This is a genomic window from Coprococcus intestinihominis (assembly GCF_040096555.1).
GTDB lineage: Bacteria > Bacillota > Clostridia > Lachnospirales > Lachnospiraceae > Coprococcus_A > Coprococcus_A intestinihominis.
Genome location: NZ_JBBMEK010000051.1, coordinates 1 through 16,238 on the forward strand (window position 1 = coordinate 1; position 16,238 = coordinate 16,238).

Sequence of the window (16,238 nt, forward strand, 5' to 3'; positions counted from 1 at the left end):
CCCGGAAGCTTCCTATCTCTCCTTTGAAGAGATCTTTGAGCAGGCACTTCAGAACAGTCATCAGCTTCTTGAGAACCTGGACAGCTGCCTTGCATGGGGCATGGACCGTGAAGAACTCATCAACAGCATTATTCATCTCATTCCCTATCCATCGATATAAAAAAAGCTCTTTGAGGTTTTATCTGAACCCCAAAGAGCTTAAATATATTTAATACATGACCATCAGACGGCTGATCAGGAACTGATACTCGTCGATGGTCTTTTTCATTGCCAATGCCTCGTCAATGTCAAAGTCCGTGAACTGACCGGCTTTATAGGCAATGACTCTGTTGGTCGCACCGCCGGACAACAGGTCAACGGCATAAGCACCCATTGTGGATGCGTATACCCTGTCTTTAGCTGTCGGCGAGCCGCCTCTCTGAATATGACCAAGAATCGTGGCTCTTGTCTCAATACCTGTGGCCGTTTCTATACGTTTGGCCAGTCGATTCGAATCCCCGATACCTTCCGCATTGATGACAACATGATGTTTCTTGCCTTTCAAACGGTTTGAGAGGATCGTCTCGATCAGATCCTGCTCATCGAACTGTTCCTTTTCAGGTATCAGAATGCCGTCCGCACCGTTGGCAATTTCGCACCAAAGGGCAATATAACCTGCATTTCTGCCCATAACTTCAATGATGCTGCAGCGCTCATGGGACATGGATGTATCTTTGATCTTGTCAATGGCTTCCACAGCCGTATTGACCGCCGTATCAAAACCGATGGTATAATCCGTACATGCAATATCCAGATCGATGGTTCCGGGGATACCAATGGTATTGATGCCCAGAGCTGACAGCTTCTGCGCTCCTCTGAAGGAGCCGTCACCGCCAATGACGATCAGTCCGTCAATGCCATGCTTCTTAAGGATCTCTGCCGCTTTCTGCTGTCCTTCCTCAGTCATAAATTCTTTGCATCTGGCAGTATACAGAATTGTACCGCCGCGTCGCATAATTTCTGAAACGCTCTGCTTGTCCATATCAATGATCTCTTCATTCAAAAGGCCGGCATAACCGCGCATGATACCTTTCACATTCAGGCCGCTGGCGATAGCTGTACGCACGATCGCACGAATAGCCGCATTCATCCCCGGTGCATCTCCGCCGCTGGTCAAAACGCCAATTGTATTAATCTCACCCATTTGATATCTCCTCCTTTATTCTCCCTGCTCCATCCCCTTACAGCGACTGCACAGGGCACTCTGTCTGTCCATATGACTTTTTAAAGTTAATCCATATAGCTATAGTAGACTTTTCCATTCTGCTCAAAAAGCTTTTCTGCTGCTGTCTGTGTCATGGAATATACTTCTCCCTTTGCAGGATCCGCAATCCAGACATAATCATTATCATAAGCCGTGATCAGACCGTAATTGTTGTTTGAAAGTTTGACAGCCACAACACGGTCGCGATAAACAAAATGAAGCACATCATCCAGCTTCAGGCCGCTCAGATCAATCGTCTCCGCCGGAAGTACCGCTGTCATCGCCGCAAATAACGGCTCTGCATCATCGATCGTGCCATTTAATTCCCAACCTTCGTAATCTGCAATCGTCTTGATCAAAATGCTGTTCATGCTCTGTGTATTGCTGGTCTTGTCAATACTGTCAATATTCAGATCCCAGATATAAGCTCTTCCGGCTTTCTGCCAGATCACCTGCTTGTGGCTGGTCATAATCGTGCCGGCGTAGGTCGTACCGAAATCCACAGCCTCCTGGATCGTCGCAAATGCCGCATCCATGCGTCCCTTTGTATAAACATAATACTGCATTTCCACCTGATCCGTATCTTCGTATTTCCTTGAAATATCATAACCCGGATCCAGGTAACGGGCACTCTGTGAAATCGGCACAAAACTGTCGGATGTATTCAGATGCAGCCAGTTCTGCTGTCCTCTGATACTGTCCTTTTGTTTATCCACATAAATTTTCTGGTCATCATTTTCGATATTACGGATGATATAATCTTCACCAGCATCCTGATAATCCGTATAATTGCCGTTCTTTACAGCCTTGGCCAGCTTCATGGATATATTGCCGTCACTGATGGTCAGCCGCATCACATAGTCACCGCTCTTCTGATACGTCTTGACCTCATTATAATTCTCATCCATAATGTGCACTTCGCTGATCGGTGTGCGAATGACACCGGAGGAATCCTCTGTCAACATCTGTGGATCGATCAGACCATAGATCAGATCCTTTCCCGCATAGCCAAGAGGCACAATCCGCCAGTCGCCGCCTTCAATGGTTCTTTCCTTTCCGGAATTCAGATCAACGATCTTCAGCCGTTCTCCGGCATTTTCATCACCGCCGTCACACATAACAAAAATGCCGTCTCCCGATGCTGTACAATTGCTGCTGTTGAGGTCTTTGTAGGCCACATCCATTTTGCCCATATTGACATCGATGGCATAAACTGTATCTTCCAGCAAAAGATACAGTGTGCCGTCATCATTCATATAAGCCAGTTCCTCCAGGCCTGACCGCATCTGCTCAAAACCTTTATTAAAAGGAATAAAAACAAGATCTTCCAGAAGAACATCTTCATGGCTGAAATGATAAACCATCACGCCTTCCCGGCCTTCGTAATTACCGGAATGCATATAACCATACACAATAAAATACAAATCTCCGGTTTCAGGATCCGCATGAACAACCTTTATGCCGGCTTCATCCTGTCGTCCGCAATTGTGATTGTCATCCTCCTCCGTATAAACCTTGGTCATAATACGGTTGGTATTGTCATAAAGCCACAGCTGCTGATCGCCTGTTACCCAGGTATACTGCTGCTGGTCTGTTCCATAGGAGGCATAGTCGATATCTGAAGCGTCTCCGATACCAAGCCTGAGTGCTCCTGAAGAAACAGTTATATCTGCCAGTCCGATATTCTCTGCCATCCGCCGTTCAAAATCCAGAAGATAGACCTTTGAATCTGTCCATCGCAGCCTGTAATACTCATTGACATTATAAAATGTATTAATATCTCCGGCTGAAGATTCTATCGTATAGGACAAGGTAAAAGCCGCCGTCTCCGTATTAATCTCCTTCAGACGAATAGCGATCTCGCTTGTTCGGTATGGCGCCATACTTCCCCATGTCACCGTATCCGATGATGAATACAGCGTCACCAGACTCTTGTCTGAACTCGAGGAAGAGGATGTTGATTCAAGATAACTGCTCAAAGCATCTGCACTGTCCTTATTGAACGTCGTTTCATTGAAATCCAGGACAAACTTGAGTTTCTCAGCTACCTTCAAATCCGATCCGTAACGGACTCTTGTATAATAATGATAAACCTGATCCTGATCGTTTTTCAGCATCAGATGCAGACAATACTCCCTGTTGGAATACAGTGTGTTTTTGAATTGGAGCTGCATCTGAACCATAGCATTGACCTTTTCCATGTCGATACAGTCTCCGCTTTCGATCAGATCTGTATACTGATCATTGTACAGCTCAAAACTGACAGAGGAAATGTTGTGTCCATAGGTATCCATACTCAGATTGATGGTCTTGCTCTCACCTACAGGTGTTAGCGTATCTCTGTAGTAACCGCCGTCTACCGGCTCTGTATACCCATGCATTTCATTCATGAGTTCACCGCCGGTACGCACATACAAAAGCGGCAGATCCGCGCTTGAACGCTGCTGCTCACCGCTGACCTTCCCCTGATTAAGCACAAAGCTGCTGACACAGACTGCTGCAATAAAAGCGGTAAGATAGGCCAGGAGCGTCAATAGTATCTTCTTAGTTCTGCTCATACGCCATCTCCCCTTCCATCTCTTTAAAAAGTTTCTCCAGGGTCAACTCTGCACCAAAGAAATCTCTGCACTTCTGATAATTCTCCATCTGCTGCTTTCTGGCCGCCTTCGGCAAAAGTCCCTTGGACTTCACCCCACGGATCAGAATGTTCTTCGGTGTATTTTCCATATCGATAAATTCAAGAAGCTGCGTCTTATAGCCTTTCATTTCCAACAGCTGTCCACGCATGGCATCTGTCATCAGGGCAGCTGTCCGCTCTTTGATGAGCCCGTACTGAAAAGCCCCGGACAAAGTTTCACACTGCATCTTTCGGTTCAGTTCGTGCTGACAGCACGGCACGGATAAAATCACCGATGCATGCCATTTAACAGCCTTATATAAGGCATAATCGGTTGCAGTATCACAGGCATGAAGCGTCACAACCATATCCACTTCATCTGTGCCGTTATAATCCGCAATATCTCCGCATAAAAACTGAAGCCCATCATAACCATACCGGTCGGCCAATGCCTGACAGTCTTCGATAACCTTCTGCTTCAGATCCAGTCCCGTGATCCGGATGTCATAATGCTTCAGCACCTTCAGGTAATAATACATGGCAAATGTCAGGTAAGACTTGCCGCATCCGAAATCAATGATATGCACGGTTCTGTCGGTTGGCAGTTCCGGCAGAATATCTTCAATAAACTCCAGGAAGCGATTAATCTGTCGATACTTATCATAACGTGTACGGATAATCTTCCCGCTTTCTGTCATAACGCCCAGATCAATCATAAAAGGCACTGCCGTTCCTTCTTCGATGATATATTGCTTCTTGCGATTATGCTCCAGATTCTGTGTCTCAATGCAGGCTGCTTTTTTGCTCTTTACTGTTGCCTTGCCCTTCTTGCTGACAAGCACCGTCACCATTTCATCCTGCATCCGGATCTGCGCCTGTCGGAAATCATGCAGTATCCATCCAGACAATGTCTCCAAAGCATCCTCCGCCGTCATATTCTCATGAAAAACCTGCTTGTCCGTATATCTGGATACCTGAAAATACAGACTATCCCGGATCATAACAGGCCGTACCTTTATCTTTATAAAGTCACCGCCGCCTCTTGCACCGCTAATGACCATATCTACCAGAAGCGATGTCAGCACACGCTTCAATAATTCTTCTATCTGATTCATCTAAACACCTTATCTATGTTTTATAAGAAACGCCGGAGTTCCTCAGAGCGCCGGCGCAATGATTATTATTCAATTCTATAGTTTAACATAACATTTTCTGTCTGTAAATTGCGGTAAACCATTTTTATAACGATTCACAGGTATTTTTCAATAATTTCTGCGATTCATCTGCTGATAACGCCATCTCCTGTGATGCATCTCACCAAGCAGCATGATCTGTATCATTTCTTCCATGCAGCTATCCCAGGTCTGATCCCCCTTTCTGTCTGATACAGCCGTATCTTCAGGCATCGTTATAAGCGCCGGGTCATTTTCCTGAATGACCGCAATAATCTCTTTGACAACCTGCTCCACCGCGATCCGGTCCGGGTAATTGTCAAACATCATGCTGTTCTCATATTCCAGCCGGTCGGCCGCATCCTCAATATAATACACCAGTTTACGGGCCGTATTCGGGTAAAGCTGTTGCATATACAGCCAGTCTTCTTCCATCTGCCCCGGCTCCGGCATATCAGTCATGTACAGATCATCCGCTTCCTGTTCTTCCTCCTGCGCACATGACTGAGACTGAAGTCTGTGATTTTGTCCCGCAGTTCCCCATGATCCCCTGTAAGGCGGTCGGCCAGGCCCCTGCGGCGGCGGTCCCCATGGTCCCTGATGAGGCGGTCGGCCAGCCCCCGGTGGCGGCGGTCCCCATGGTCTCTGATAAGGCGGTCGGCCAGCCCCCGGCGGTGGCGGTCCCCATGGTCCCTGATAAGGCGGTCGGCCAGCCCCCGGCGGTGGCGATCCCCACGGATCCCTGTACGGCGGTCGCCCGCCGCATGGCGGACAATTTCGTTGATAGTTGTATGCCATCTGTTTTTCCCCCTGCTGATAGGCTTCTGATTATAGACTATGCATTTATTCGTTTATCGTGTATAATAGGTGCAGGAATTTGAATTTGGAGGTAATATAGAATGAATGTTCAGGAAATAAAAAAAACACCGCGTCCACGCTACTGCGGTATCCTTGTTCACCCGACTTCTTTCCCGAGCCCTTATGGAATCGGTGATCTCGGTGATGGTGCCTATGCTTTTATCGACTTTTTATATGACGCCGGACAGACCCTCTGGCAGTGTCTGCCCCTTGGTCCGACAGGTTTCGGCGATTCACCCTATCAGGCTTTTTCAGCTTTTGCCGGTCAACCGCTGCTCATCAGCCCGGATCTGCTGCTGAAGGACGGTCTTCTTGAGAAGGATGACCTGGCCGATGTACCGGATTTCAACGATTATTCTGTTGAATACGGCAATGTGATCACTTATAAGGCTGCTCTGCTCCGCAAAGCCTGTGCACATTTTACTGCATCGGAGGACAAAGCCCTGCATAAAGCTTTCAACCACTTCTGCCGAACCGAGAAGGATTGGCTGGAAGACTATGCTCTGTTTATGTCTCTCAAAGATCTGCATCAGGGACGTTCCTGGCATGAATGGTCGCCTCAGTATCAGGTTCTGGATACCAGGACCCGGAAGGCCGCACTGACCGAACTGGCCGACAGCATCACTTACTATCAGTTTATTCAGTTTATTTTCTTCAAACAGTGGCATGAACTGAAACTTTATGCCAACAAGAAGGGGATCTCCGTCATTGGTGATATTCCAATCTTTGTTTCACCGGATAGTGCCGATGTCTGGGCGAACCAGTCTCTGTTCAAGCTTGACAGCAAAGGCTTCCCGACAGCCGTTGCCGGTGTACCGCCGGATTATTTTTCAAAAACCGGTCAGCTGTGGGGCAATCCGCTCTACAATTGGACAGAACACAAGAAAACCGGATATGCATGGTGGATCTCCCGTATCCGTCAACAGCTGCAGCTTGTGGACTATCTGCGTATTGATCATTTCCGCGGTTTTGAATCTTACTGGTCCGTACCGTACGGCGACGAAACAGCTATCAACGGCAAATGGATCAAGGGCCCGGGAGCTTCTCTTTTCCGTGCAATCGAGAAGGAACTCGGCAAAGACCTGCCGATTTTTGCAGAAGATCTCGGTGTGATCACCCCGCAGGTTGAGAAGCTCCGTGATACCTTCCATTTCCCGGGTATGAAGGTGCTTCAGTTTGCCTTCAATGACACCGCAGAAAACGATTTTCTGCCTTATCTCTACCCTGAAAACTGCATCTGCTACACAGGTACCCATGACAATGATACAACGGTTGGCTGGTATCTTGAACTGGATGAGAAATACCGTGACAAGGTCCGCCGCTATATGAACTGTGACGGCAGCAACATCCACTGGGATTTCATCCGTACAGCCCTTGGCTCCACTGCCCGCTACGCGATTTTCCCACTTCAGGATCTCTTCGGTTTCGGAAGTGACTGCCGTATGAATACACCGGGTGCTGCTGCAGGCAACTGGGCATGGCGCTACACATCAGACAGACTCTCACCGGAACTGGCAGAAGCACTGAAGACCATCAGCGAAGTTTACGGCCGTGACCGCGCACGTATGGAGGTCCACGCATGATTCGTACAATCCTTGTCCTTTTGTTCCTGCTCTGCTTCTTCATTATCAGCATCCCGCTGTACCTGATTGAAGCCATCATCGGACATTTCGACATCCATAAGAAAGAACGCAGTTCTTTTGTCATTGTCACAACGGCACTGAAGATCATTATCTGGCTCTCCGGTATTCATCTGATTGTTAAAGGTCAGGAAAAAGTCCCAAAGGATCAGGCGGTCCTCTATGTTTCCAATCATCGAAGCTATTTCGATATCGTAACATTGTACCCCCTGACCAACAATACCACCGGTTTTGTGGCCAAGAAAGAGCTGGAACGGATTCCTTTTATCCGACGCTGGATGCGCTATATGAACTGTCAGTTCCTTGACCGTGAGAATATCAAAGAAGGGTTAAAGACGATCCTCAACTGTATTGCCACCGTCAAAGGCGGCTGTTCCGTCTGCATTTTCCCGGAAGGTACACGTACCCCGGGGGATGACATGCTGGAATTTAAGGAAGGCAGCTTCAAGATTGCCGAGAAATCCGGCTGTCTGATCATCCCGGTAGCCATTACCAATACGGAAAATGTTTTTGAGAACCATATTCCTTTTATCAAGGCTTCCACTGTTATCATTGAATTCGGTGACCCGATCGATCTCAATGCCATGCCGAAGGAGGAACGCCGACATATCGGCAGTCAGGTTCAGGGCATCATCGGCGGTATGCTGAAAGAAAACAGCCTTGCCAATGTCGAATCCTGACAATAACTTATTTTTTTCTCAAAAAACTATTTCTTTTTTGGCGAAAAAATGCTACACTTAAATTCGATTGATTTGAAATGTATTAAAGGAGGAAGTAACGTGACAATAGCACCTATTGCAGCCCTTGGCACCGCATGGATCGTCACTCTGGTTATTCTTGCCATTCTGATTATCGCACTTGTAATTGTTGGTGTATGGGGAAACAAGCAGCAGAAGAAATCAGCAGATGCCCAGCAGCAGCTTCAGGACGCTGCCCAGCCAATGACATTACTGGTTATTGATAAAAAGCGCATGAAGATCAGTGAGGCCAATCTTCCGAAGGTTGTCATCGACAACGTACCGAAGATGATGCGCCGTTCCAAGGTCCCGATTGTTAAAGCTAAGGTCGGTCCGCGTATCATGACATTCATGTGTGATGAGAAGGTTTTTGATATGATTCCTGTGAAACAGGAGATCAGAGCCATGGTTGGCGGTATCTACATTCTCAGTGTGAAGAGCTTAAGAGGCCCTGCACTGGTAACACCACCGAAGAAGACTTTCTGGCAGAAAGTCAAAGGTAAATTCAGCAAAGCCGAATAAAAAAACTGTCGGATTTTTCGAAATCCGACAGTTTTTTTATGTCAGACGCTTCGCAACTCAATACCTCTGAACCGCGCGCATTTTTACATAAAGAAATCCTCTTTTGGAGTAAATACGGCCGGATCGTCTTTAAGCTTTTCAGCCAATTCCAACAGTTTTTCTTTGTTGTTCATCCTCTGGTCATCGATGACAGCCTCTGTCAGTTTGTCCAGTACTGCTCCAAGCAACGGCCCCGGTTCGATGCCGGCCCTGATCAGGTCCAATCCACCGATGGCTAACTGACGCACGGTAAAGCACTGTCCTTCCGCGATCACTTTGTGATATGTTTTCTCCTTCTCTGCCAGTAAAGCCAGTTTGCCCGGAATAACTGCCGGATTCTTTGCCTCAATATCTGCATGCTGGACTTTGATGAAATCCTCAAAGATATCCTGTCCGACTCTGTTTAGTGCCCTTCTGACACTGACTTCGGAAGCATCGTATTTCAAGCCATGCCACTTGACAAGTCGTACAACTTTTGTCCGGGTATCGTTGTCGAATTTAAGTCTGCGCATGATTTTCTCTGCATAGGCGGCACTAACCTCCGGATGCTTATAAAAAATCTCACGACCGCCTTCAACCATCTTTTTCACATCCGGCTTGCCAAAATCATGCATCAGCATGGTCAAACGCAGAACCTTGTCCGGCACAATATTCATCATCGCCCGAAGGGTATGTTCTTCCACATCATAGATATGGTTCGGCGTATACTGGCTGACACCCCTGATTCTGTCATATTCCGGCAGAACAACCGCTGTAATGCCAAGATCACAGGCCAGGCGCATGTATTCGGGATGTTCCGACACAAGAATCTTCACCAGTTCCATCTGTATACGCTCCGCGCTGATATTCTCAAGCTGCTGTACCTTCTCTGTAATCGCTTCTTTTGTCGGTCCATCAATTTCAAAACCAAGCTGTGCAGAGAAGCGCACTGCACGCATGATACGCAATGCATCCTCATCAAAGCGTTCCTGAGGCACACCGACACAACGGATGATCTTTCGTTCCAAATCGCCGATACCATCAAAGGCATCCACAATTCCTCTATCCGGATTGTACGCCATGGCATTAATCGTAAAATCGCGACGCTTTAAATCCTCTAAAAGCTGACTGGTAAACTGGACTTCTTTCGGATGACGGCTGTCCTCATACTCTCCGTCAATACGGTACGTCGTAACTTCATAACCTTCTTTGCCTATCATCACTGTCACTGTACCATGCTCAATTCCTGTATCAATGGTATGCGCAAATACGGCCTTTACCTGTTCCGGTCTTGCGGATGTGGTAATATCCCAATCTTTCGGTTCACGACCAAGCAGACTGTCCCTTACGCAGCCTCCTACCACATAGGCTTCATATCCCGCCTCAGATAATCCCTTTAAAATTACTGCGGCATTCTCAGGAATTCTCATCGATAATCTCTCCATAAATTTCTCTCCCTCATCTGATGCATCTAACATTTGCCGTCCTACTTCGCTGCCTGAAGGATTTTCTCTTTGAGCTGTGCATCAAAGAGTCCCTTTCGAATCATCTCGATTTCAAACTTATACGGTGCGTAACTTTTCTTCTTGTTCTCAGCATCCGGAATATACGGTGTCTCCAGTATCTTCGGTATCTGCTCAAAATCCGGACAGTTCACTACCTGCATCAGTGCCTCAAAACCAATCTCTCCAAAACCAAAATTCTCATGACGGTCCTTATGGGCGCCGCATGGATTCTTGCTGTCATTGACATGGAAAACCGCAATCTGATCCTGCCCGATCACCTTGTCAAACTGCGACATCACACCTGAAAAATCATGCACAATATCATAGCCAGCATCATGAACATGACAGGTATCGAAACATACTCTTAACTTATCATTGTATCGAACACCTTCATAAATGGCTGCCAGTTCTTCAAAATTCCGTCCAATCTCACTGCCCTTTCCCGCCATGGTCTCCAGCGCAATATTCACCGGCGTATCGGCCGTCAGCACGGTATTCAGTCCTTCAATGATCCGCCTGATGCCTGCTTCCTCACCGGCCCCCACATGAGCCCCGGGATGCAGGATCAGTACCTTGCTCCCCATGGCAGCCGTCCGCTCAATCTCTTTGGCAAGAAACTCTACCGCCAGTTCATAGGTCTCCGGCTTCACTGTATTGGCCAGATTGATAATATACGGTGCATGGATGACAATCTCATCCATTCCCTTCTCTTTCATCAGGTTCCAGCCCTCCTCCACCCGGAGTTCCTCTATTGCTTTGCGCCTTGTATTCTGCGGTGCACCTGTATAAACCATCAATGTATCCGCCCCGTAAGACAATGCCTCCTTCACAGAACCAAGAAACATCTCCTTGCCGCTCATTCCCACATGTGAACCAATCTTCATCATTTTCCTCCTTGTGCCGCCTGACGATAGACCTTTCCTCTCTGAATGGCAATGTCCCTGTCAGCCAGCAAATCATTCACTGTAACAAAAGTATAGCCTCTGCGCATTAAATCGTCAAGCGCCATCACCGCCCCCTGAACACTTTCTTCAAAGATATCATGCAGCAGGATAATGTCGCCGTCCTTTGCTTCGGAAATCACATAATCTGCGATCTCACCGGCACTTTTTCCCGTCCAGTCCTCGGTATCCACCGACCACAGGATCACCGGCACATTCAGACTTCTGCAGACAGCATTATTGACACAGCCATAGGGCGGACGGACTGCATAACTGAAATCTCCGATAATGCTCGAAACAGCCTGATACCACTGCAGGATTTCCTGTTTCTGCTGATTTTCAGACAATGTAGTCATCTGCACATGGTGATAGGTATGACACCCGATCTGATGTCCGTCTTCTGCCATCCGCCGGATAGTCTCCCTGTTTTCCGGAAGATCTGCCTGACTGCCGATGAGAAAAAATGTCACTTTCACATTTCGTTTCTCCAATTCATCCAGAAGCCAATCTGTCACTCCGGCTTTTGGTCCGTCATCAAAAGTCAGGGCGATCATTGGTTTTTTCTGTAAATCCGGATGAAAAAGAACTTTTGAAAATGCTTTTTGAGACACTTTTGAAAATCCGCCTAAAACTGAATGACCATTGTATTTTTGCTGTCCGCCCAAACAGCCCGCACATGTTATGATCACTGTTGCTGTCAATACAACTATGAGGAACACGCTCCACGAGTTTCTCAAGTTATCGCGGCGGTCGCCTAGGTCTCGTGCAAGCACGGACTTTGGCTCGTTGCTCGCGTAAATAAAAAACAGAAGACCTGCCATACGTCTCATTTCAAATGTCACTTCCCGCTCTATACATATCCATCATATGTAAGCGGCATTCAAATTATCCTGAAAAGCTAAAAATCCCAATCGATCATCCGGACACACATGTACCGAATAATCGATTGGGATTTCTCTATTGCGATGCTTCTAAACCGCCTTTATTATTTGTTTTATTCAGATGCCTTGCCTGCAGAACCGAATAATTCAATCTTCTCTCTGACAGTTGCTTTGATTGCTTCAGCACCCGGCGCAAGCAGCTTACGAGGATCGTAACCCTTGCCCTGAAGGTCCTTGCCTTCTTCGATATATTTTCTTGTAGCAGCAGCAAATGAAAGCTGACACTCTGTGTTAACATTGATCTTTGCTACGCCAAGATTGATGGCTTTCTTGATCATATCATCAGGAATACCTGTACCGCCATGAAGAACGAGAGGCATCTCACCTGTCTTCTCCTGTACAGCTGCCAGTGTCTCAAAGCTGAGTCCAGGCCAGTTAGCCGGATACTTGCCGTGGATATTGCCGATACCTGCAGCCAGCATGTCCACACCAAGATCTGCAATCGCCTTGCACTCATCAGGGTCTGCGCATTCGCCCATACCAACAACACCGTCTTCTTCGCCGCCGATGGAACCAACTTCTGCTTCCAGAGACATACCCTTTTCAGCACAAATCTTGACTAATTCCTTTGTCTTGGCAACATTCTCATCGATTGGGTAGCTTGAACCATCAAACATGATAGATGAAAAACCGGCTTCGATACATTTATAACAGCCTTCATAAGTGCCATGATCAAGATGAAGCGCTACCGGAACTGTAATATTCAGTTCTTCGATCATTGCCTTCACCATAGCGGATACAGTCTTAAATCCACACATGTACTTGCCTGCACCTTCTGACACACCGAGAATAACCGGTGAATCCATCTCCTGAGCTGTCAGCAGAATAGACTTTGTCCACTCAAGGTTGTTGATGTTGAACTGTCCTACTGCATAATGACCTGCTTTCGCTTTCTGAAGCATTTCCTTTGCTGATACTAACATAAAAAATTCCTCCATAGATTGTGTCGATCATTGTCGATCATTGTCGGTCACAACCAGTCAATATCGGTCATGACAAAGTTATTATATCCCTTTTTTCATAAAAAGTAAATGGTAATTTACTTAAACTTGATATCAATGTACTGACAGATCAGATCCACTGCCTTGTCAATGCCAAGGGAACTGGTGCTGATCGACAGATCATATGTATGGCACGCCTTCCAATCCTGTCCTGCATAATAACCAAAATAGCTGTCACGCTTCTTGTCCATGGAATGAATCTTCTTCTGTGCTTCCTTCTCATCCAGATGATCCGAAGCCATGATGCGCTTCGTTCTGAAATCCTTGTCTGCACAGATGTAGATCCTGACGCACTTCGGTTCATCACGCAAAATATAGCCTGCGCATCGTCCGACAATAATGCAGTCATCCTTGTCAGCGATCTCCTGAATAACCTCTGCCTGCTTGTTGAACAATTTGTCACTGGACAAAGTATTCTCAAAAGGATTCATGGATGTATTCATCGTAAAAGTATTCATCGCCAGCATATACAGAAAACTGTCTGTCGGCTTCTCATCGACTTTCTCGAAATAATCTTTCCTGATACCGCTTCGTCTTGCCGCAAGATCCGCAATATCTTCATCATAGACCTTAAGGCCAAGACGTTTGCCAAGCTTCTCGGCAATCTCCTTACCGCCGCTGCCGTACTCTCTGTTTAAAGCAATAATTAAATGATCCGACATCTTAACTCCCCCTATTCTGTCTCTTTATTGTCTGTCACTTCGGACGGTGTCTGACTGTGCATACTCTCATGCTCTTTCACAAGCTCATCATGAAGTTCCAGTGAATTCCAGCCGCAATTCGCCTCTGTCAAAACCGCCTTCAACGCAACCGGCTGAATCTTCATCTTTCTGAAGCCGTGAAGAAAACTATCCAGCATACCGCCGGTAAATCCCTTCAGGATCAGCATCTCATCTTCAAAGCCTTCGCCTTTATAAGTCTCTCCGCTGAGGGAATATCCCGGCACACCGGCAATCGCACCGATGGCTTCTGTGTACTGCGCCCGGTCCACAACACGGATCTTCAATCCCAGTGTCAGACACAACATGCGGATCTTCCGCCCTCTTTCCGAATTCAAATTATAAAAATAAACGGCTCCATTCTGTTTCATCTTCTGTTACTCCTATATTATAATTATATTATATGCAGCTCGGCCTTCTCTTTAGACGCAACCCTGATCACAACACGACATTCTGAAATAAATACATCATTCATATGAAGATCATAGACAATCTCTGTCTCAATGTTCTCCCCTTCCTGCCTTGTCCGCAGTCTGGATGTAAATATCTCCATCTGGATGACTCCGGCCGGTGTGTGGTACTGGGAAGAAATCTGCTTCTCCTTCTCAAATACCATATGGACCTTGCCCGCACCGCGTCGGATCACATCTACTCTATCCTCGCCGATCTTGATCGTATTGCCTGACTGCTCACCGCTTTCAGGATCAATCTCATCATACAGAATATAATGTTTGCCGTTTCTATAATAATAAGCCGCCCCGGCGATCAGCTCGGTAGTTGCATCTTCACCGAGATCTGTCTGGTGGCCTCTGACTGTCAAAATGACGTTCTCTGTCATATCAATTCCTTTCTCTTTCAGACGTTATTCTCTCCCGGCTATTTCATTCACTCTGCGTACAATTTTCACAGACTGCATCATGTCGGAAATGACACATGGAAATAAAAGCCTATGTTGAAATTATACCATATCTTTCTCTGTTTTTGAATTATTTATAGCTAATTAGTTCGATTATTTCCGGAATACCGCTGTTATTTTCAAACACAGGGATCACGGTTTCATCTCCTGCCCTGCCGCCGATAAAATTTTCCAGAATACTCATGGTACAGCCTTTATTTTCATAATTATTCTGGCAGAGTTCATAGATAAAAACCCCAACAGAGCCATGCACATCGTCATCCAGCTGTAAAATATCTTCTGCAGTATGTTCGGCACGAGCAATAAGTGCCGTTCTTCGTATGGTCTTTTCATCTGCCAGTTCATTCATCACCTGGCTTCTTTTTTCCTGATCCTCAAATAAATCTTTTCCCATCAAAATAACAGGCATCTGGCTGTAATCCGTTGTTTTATCCGAGGATGCATTCAGAAGTTCCGATGCTTCTGAAACAGATGCTGCCGCAATTACCCGCATCGGCTCAGCCTCCCCTGCATCCGTCCCTGTCAGAGCAGAAAGATCCGGAAAACCATAACTGATTTTTAAACCGCCCTCCGGATCACTGTCTATGCCCATACACATAATATAATTGCGGTTTTGAGGCTCCCGCTCTGCATAACAGCCGCATAGAAGCCCCGCTGTGATCAATATTCCAAAAAGCAGTGCCAGTTTTCTATCCATTTTTGCATCTTTATTTTCTGTCCGGATCAGGCCTTTTGCAGCCACTGTCAGATGTATCAGCATGCCGCCGGCAAAAACAAAAAAACTCATCATCCACAGCATGACAAAGAAGATATCATAACGTGAGATGAAGTTTCCTGGAAATCGGATCAGCTGCAGCACCACCCCAAATGGATACCGCTCACCCGCAATGCCCTCCGGACTCAGCAGACAGACTGTCAGCCCTGTACTAAACAACAGCATGAGTCCTGCACCGGCAAAGGCCACCGGATAGATGCCTTTTCGCCGGTTCTGTCTTTGAATGCACCGCCACAACAGCAGCGGCTGGTCACTCAGCATAAAAAAGGCCGCACCGGCCAAACCGTTTTTCAGCATCAGGAGCAGGCTGATGCCACCTTCCTGCTTCACGCTTTCAGCCATCAGATACCGCCAGCAGCCGCTTTGGATCACCTGCTGCAGACCAAATATAAAAAGAAGGATCAACGGCAGACAGATCAACCATCCCATGAGTTCTGACATTCTCCCCCGCACCTCCATACCTTTTCCGGCGCCATAAATCAACGCTGCCATCAGAAAAATGATGGGCAGCACACGGCCATACGCAACCGGTATTCTGTCTGCGATCACAGCGCAATAAAAACGCAAAGCCCATATCAGTCCTGCCAGATAAAAAATCAGCCACAGCAGGCAGAGTATTCCCGGCAGTTTTTG

Annotated in this window: 15 protein-coding genes; 3 read left to right on the forward strand and 12 right to left on the reverse strand. The window is 46.8% G+C overall.

Annotated features, from left to right (window positions below):
* Window positions 1-208: 208 nt before the first annotated feature.
* The 4 genes from pfkA to WMO25_RS05925 form a co-directional block, all read right to left on the reverse strand.
* Complete coding sequence (gene pfkA, locus WMO25_RS05910; RefSeq protein WP_349084567.1) at window positions 209-1,183, reverse strand: 6-phosphofructokinase; 975 nt, start codon at window positions 1,181-1,183, stop codon at window positions 209-211.
* Window positions 1,184-1,269: 86 nt separating this feature from the next.
* Window positions 1,270-3,801: a hypothetical protein gene (locus WMO25_RS05915; protein ID WP_349084568.1), complete on the reverse strand. Its 2,532-nt coding sequence runs from the start codon at window positions 3,799-3,801 to the stop codon at window positions 1,270-1,272.
* Complete coding sequence (locus WMO25_RS05920) at window positions 3,788-4,975, reverse strand: class I SAM-dependent methyltransferase (protein WP_349084570.1); 1,188 nt, start codon at window positions 4,973-4,975, stop codon at window positions 3,788-3,790. Before WMO25_RS05920 ends, WMO25_RS05915 begins: the two co-directional genes overlap by 14 nt.
* Before the next feature lie 147 nt (window positions 4,976-5,122).
* Window positions 5,123-5,830 (reverse strand): hypothetical protein, encoded by a 708-nt coding sequence (locus tag WMO25_RS05925; protein WP_349084571.1) that lies wholly within the window; start codon window positions 5,828-5,830, stop codon window positions 5,123-5,125.
* 101 nt (window positions 5,831-5,931) lie between these two features.
* On the opposite strand from WMO25_RS05925, the gene malQ reads away from it, so the two are divergent.
* The 3 genes from malQ (at window position 5,932) to WMO25_RS05940 (ending at window position 8,789) form a co-directional block, all read left to right on the forward strand.
* Entirely contained in the window at window positions 5,932-7,473 is a 1,542-nt protein-coding gene (gene malQ / locus WMO25_RS05930; protein ID WP_349084573.1) for a 4-alpha-glucanotransferase, read from the forward strand.
* Complete coding sequence (locus WMO25_RS05935) at window positions 7,470-8,210, forward strand: lysophospholipid acyltransferase family protein (RefSeq protein WP_015513646.1); 741 nt, start codon at window positions 7,470-7,472, stop codon at window positions 8,208-8,210. Before malQ ends, WMO25_RS05935 begins: the two co-directional genes overlap by 4 nt.
* Window positions 8,211-8,309: 99 nt before the next feature.
* On the forward strand, window positions 8,310-8,789 hold the full coding sequence (locus tag WMO25_RS05940; RefSeq protein ID WP_227082133.1) for a hypothetical protein: 480 nt from the start codon (window positions 8,310-8,312) through the stop codon (window positions 8,787-8,789).
* A gap of 83 nt (window positions 8,790-8,872) precedes the next feature.
* Here WMO25_RS05940 and WMO25_RS05945 read toward each other — a convergent pair whose 3' ends face one another.
* From WMO25_RS05945 to WMO25_RS05980, 8 genes are all read right to left on the reverse strand, one after another.
* Window positions 8,873-10,252, reverse strand: coding sequence for a CCA tRNA nucleotidyltransferase (locus WMO25_RS05945; protein ID WP_349084575.1), 1,380 nt, complete (start codon window positions 10,250-10,252; stop codon window positions 8,873-8,875).
* A gap of 41 nt (window positions 10,253-10,293) precedes the next feature.
* A complete protein-coding gene (locus WMO25_RS05950) occupies window positions 10,294-11,196 on the reverse strand; it encodes a deoxyribonuclease IV (protein WP_117539964.1) in 903 nt (300 codons plus the stop codon).
* Window positions 11,196-11,864 carry a polysaccharide deacetylase family protein gene (locus WMO25_RS05955; protein WP_349084577.1) on the reverse strand — a complete coding sequence of 223 codons (669 nt, stop codon included), beginning with the start codon at window positions 11,862-11,864 and terminating at the stop codon, window positions 11,196-11,198. The genes WMO25_RS05950 and WMO25_RS05955 overlap by 1 nt, the downstream gene beginning before the upstream one ends.
* Window positions 11,865-12,247: 383 nt before the next feature.
* Window positions 12,248-13,117 (reverse strand): class II fructose-1,6-bisphosphate aldolase, encoded by an 870-nt coding sequence (fba, locus tag WMO25_RS05960; RefSeq protein WP_015513643.1) that lies wholly within the window; start codon window positions 13,115-13,117, stop codon window positions 12,248-12,250.
* Between the two features lie 116 nt (window positions 13,118-13,233).
* Complete coding sequence (locus tag WMO25_RS05965) at window positions 13,234-13,857, reverse strand: cytidylate kinase-like family protein (protein ID WP_349084579.1); 624 nt, start codon at window positions 13,855-13,857, stop codon at window positions 13,234-13,236.
* Between the two features lie 11 nt (window positions 13,858-13,868).
* The gene (locus WMO25_RS05970) at window positions 13,869-14,285 is read right to left on the reverse strand and encodes a DUF3783 domain-containing protein (RefSeq protein WP_015513641.1); all 417 of its coding nucleotides are present in this window, start codon (window positions 14,283-14,285) and stop codon (window positions 13,869-13,871) included.
* 23 nt (window positions 14,286-14,308) lie between these two features.
* Window positions 14,309-14,752 (reverse strand): YwiB family protein, encoded by a 444-nt coding sequence (locus tag WMO25_RS05975; RefSeq protein ID WP_015513640.1) that lies wholly within the window; start codon window positions 14,750-14,752, stop codon window positions 14,309-14,311.
* Window positions 14,753-14,900: 148 nt separating this feature from the next.
* Window positions 14,901-16,238 (reverse strand): GerAB/ArcD/ProY family transporter (locus WMO25_RS05980; RefSeq protein WP_349084580.1); only part of this gene is annotated, 1,338 nt, incomplete at its 5' end.

Bases quoted from the DNA above. Each gene is read 5' to 3' on its own strand.
- WMO25_RS05915 (WP_349084568.1), bottom strand. From the start codon at position 3,801: ATGAGCAGAACTAAGAAGATACTATTGACGCTCCTGGCCTATCTTACC.
- WMO25_RS05925 (WP_349084571.1), bottom strand. From the start codon at position 5,830: ATGGCATACAACTATCAACGAAATTGTCCGCCATGCGGCGGGCGACCG.
- malQ (WP_349084573.1), top strand. From the start codon at position 5,932: ATGAATGTTCAGGAAATAAAAAAAACACCGCGTCCACGCTACTGCGGT.
- fba (WP_015513643.1), bottom strand. From the start codon at position 13,117: ATGTTAGTATCAGCAAAGGAAATGCTTCAGAAAGCGAAAGCAGGTCAT.
- WMO25_RS05945 (WP_349084575.1), bottom strand. From the start codon at position 10,252: ATGGAGAGATTATCGATGAGAATTCCTGAGAATGCCGCAGTAATTTTA.
- WMO25_RS05975 (WP_015513640.1), bottom strand. From the start codon at position 14,752: ATGACAGAGAACGTCATTTTGACAGTCAGAGGCCACCAGACAGATCTC.
- WMO25_RS05970 (WP_015513641.1), bottom strand. From the start codon at position 14,285: ATGAAACAGAATGGAGCCGTTTATTTTTATAATTTGAATTCGGAAAGA.
- WMO25_RS05935 (WP_015513646.1), top strand. From the start codon at position 7,470: ATGATTCGTACAATCCTTGTCCTTTTGTTCCTGCTCTGCTTCTTCATT.
- WMO25_RS05950 (WP_117539964.1), bottom strand. From the start codon at position 11,196: ATGAAGATTGGTTCACATGTGGGAATGAGCGGCAAGGAGATGTTTCTT.
- WMO25_RS05965 (WP_349084579.1), bottom strand. From the start codon at position 13,857: ATGTCGGATCATTTAATTATTGCTTTAAACAGAGAGTACGGCAGCGGC.
- pfkA (WP_349084567.1), bottom strand. From the start codon at position 1,183: ATGGGTGAGATTAATACAATTGGCGTTTTGACCAGCGGCGGAGATGCA.
- WMO25_RS05920 (WP_349084570.1), bottom strand. From the start codon at position 4,975: ATGAATCAGATAGAAGAATTATTGAAGCGTGTGCTGACATCGCTTCTG.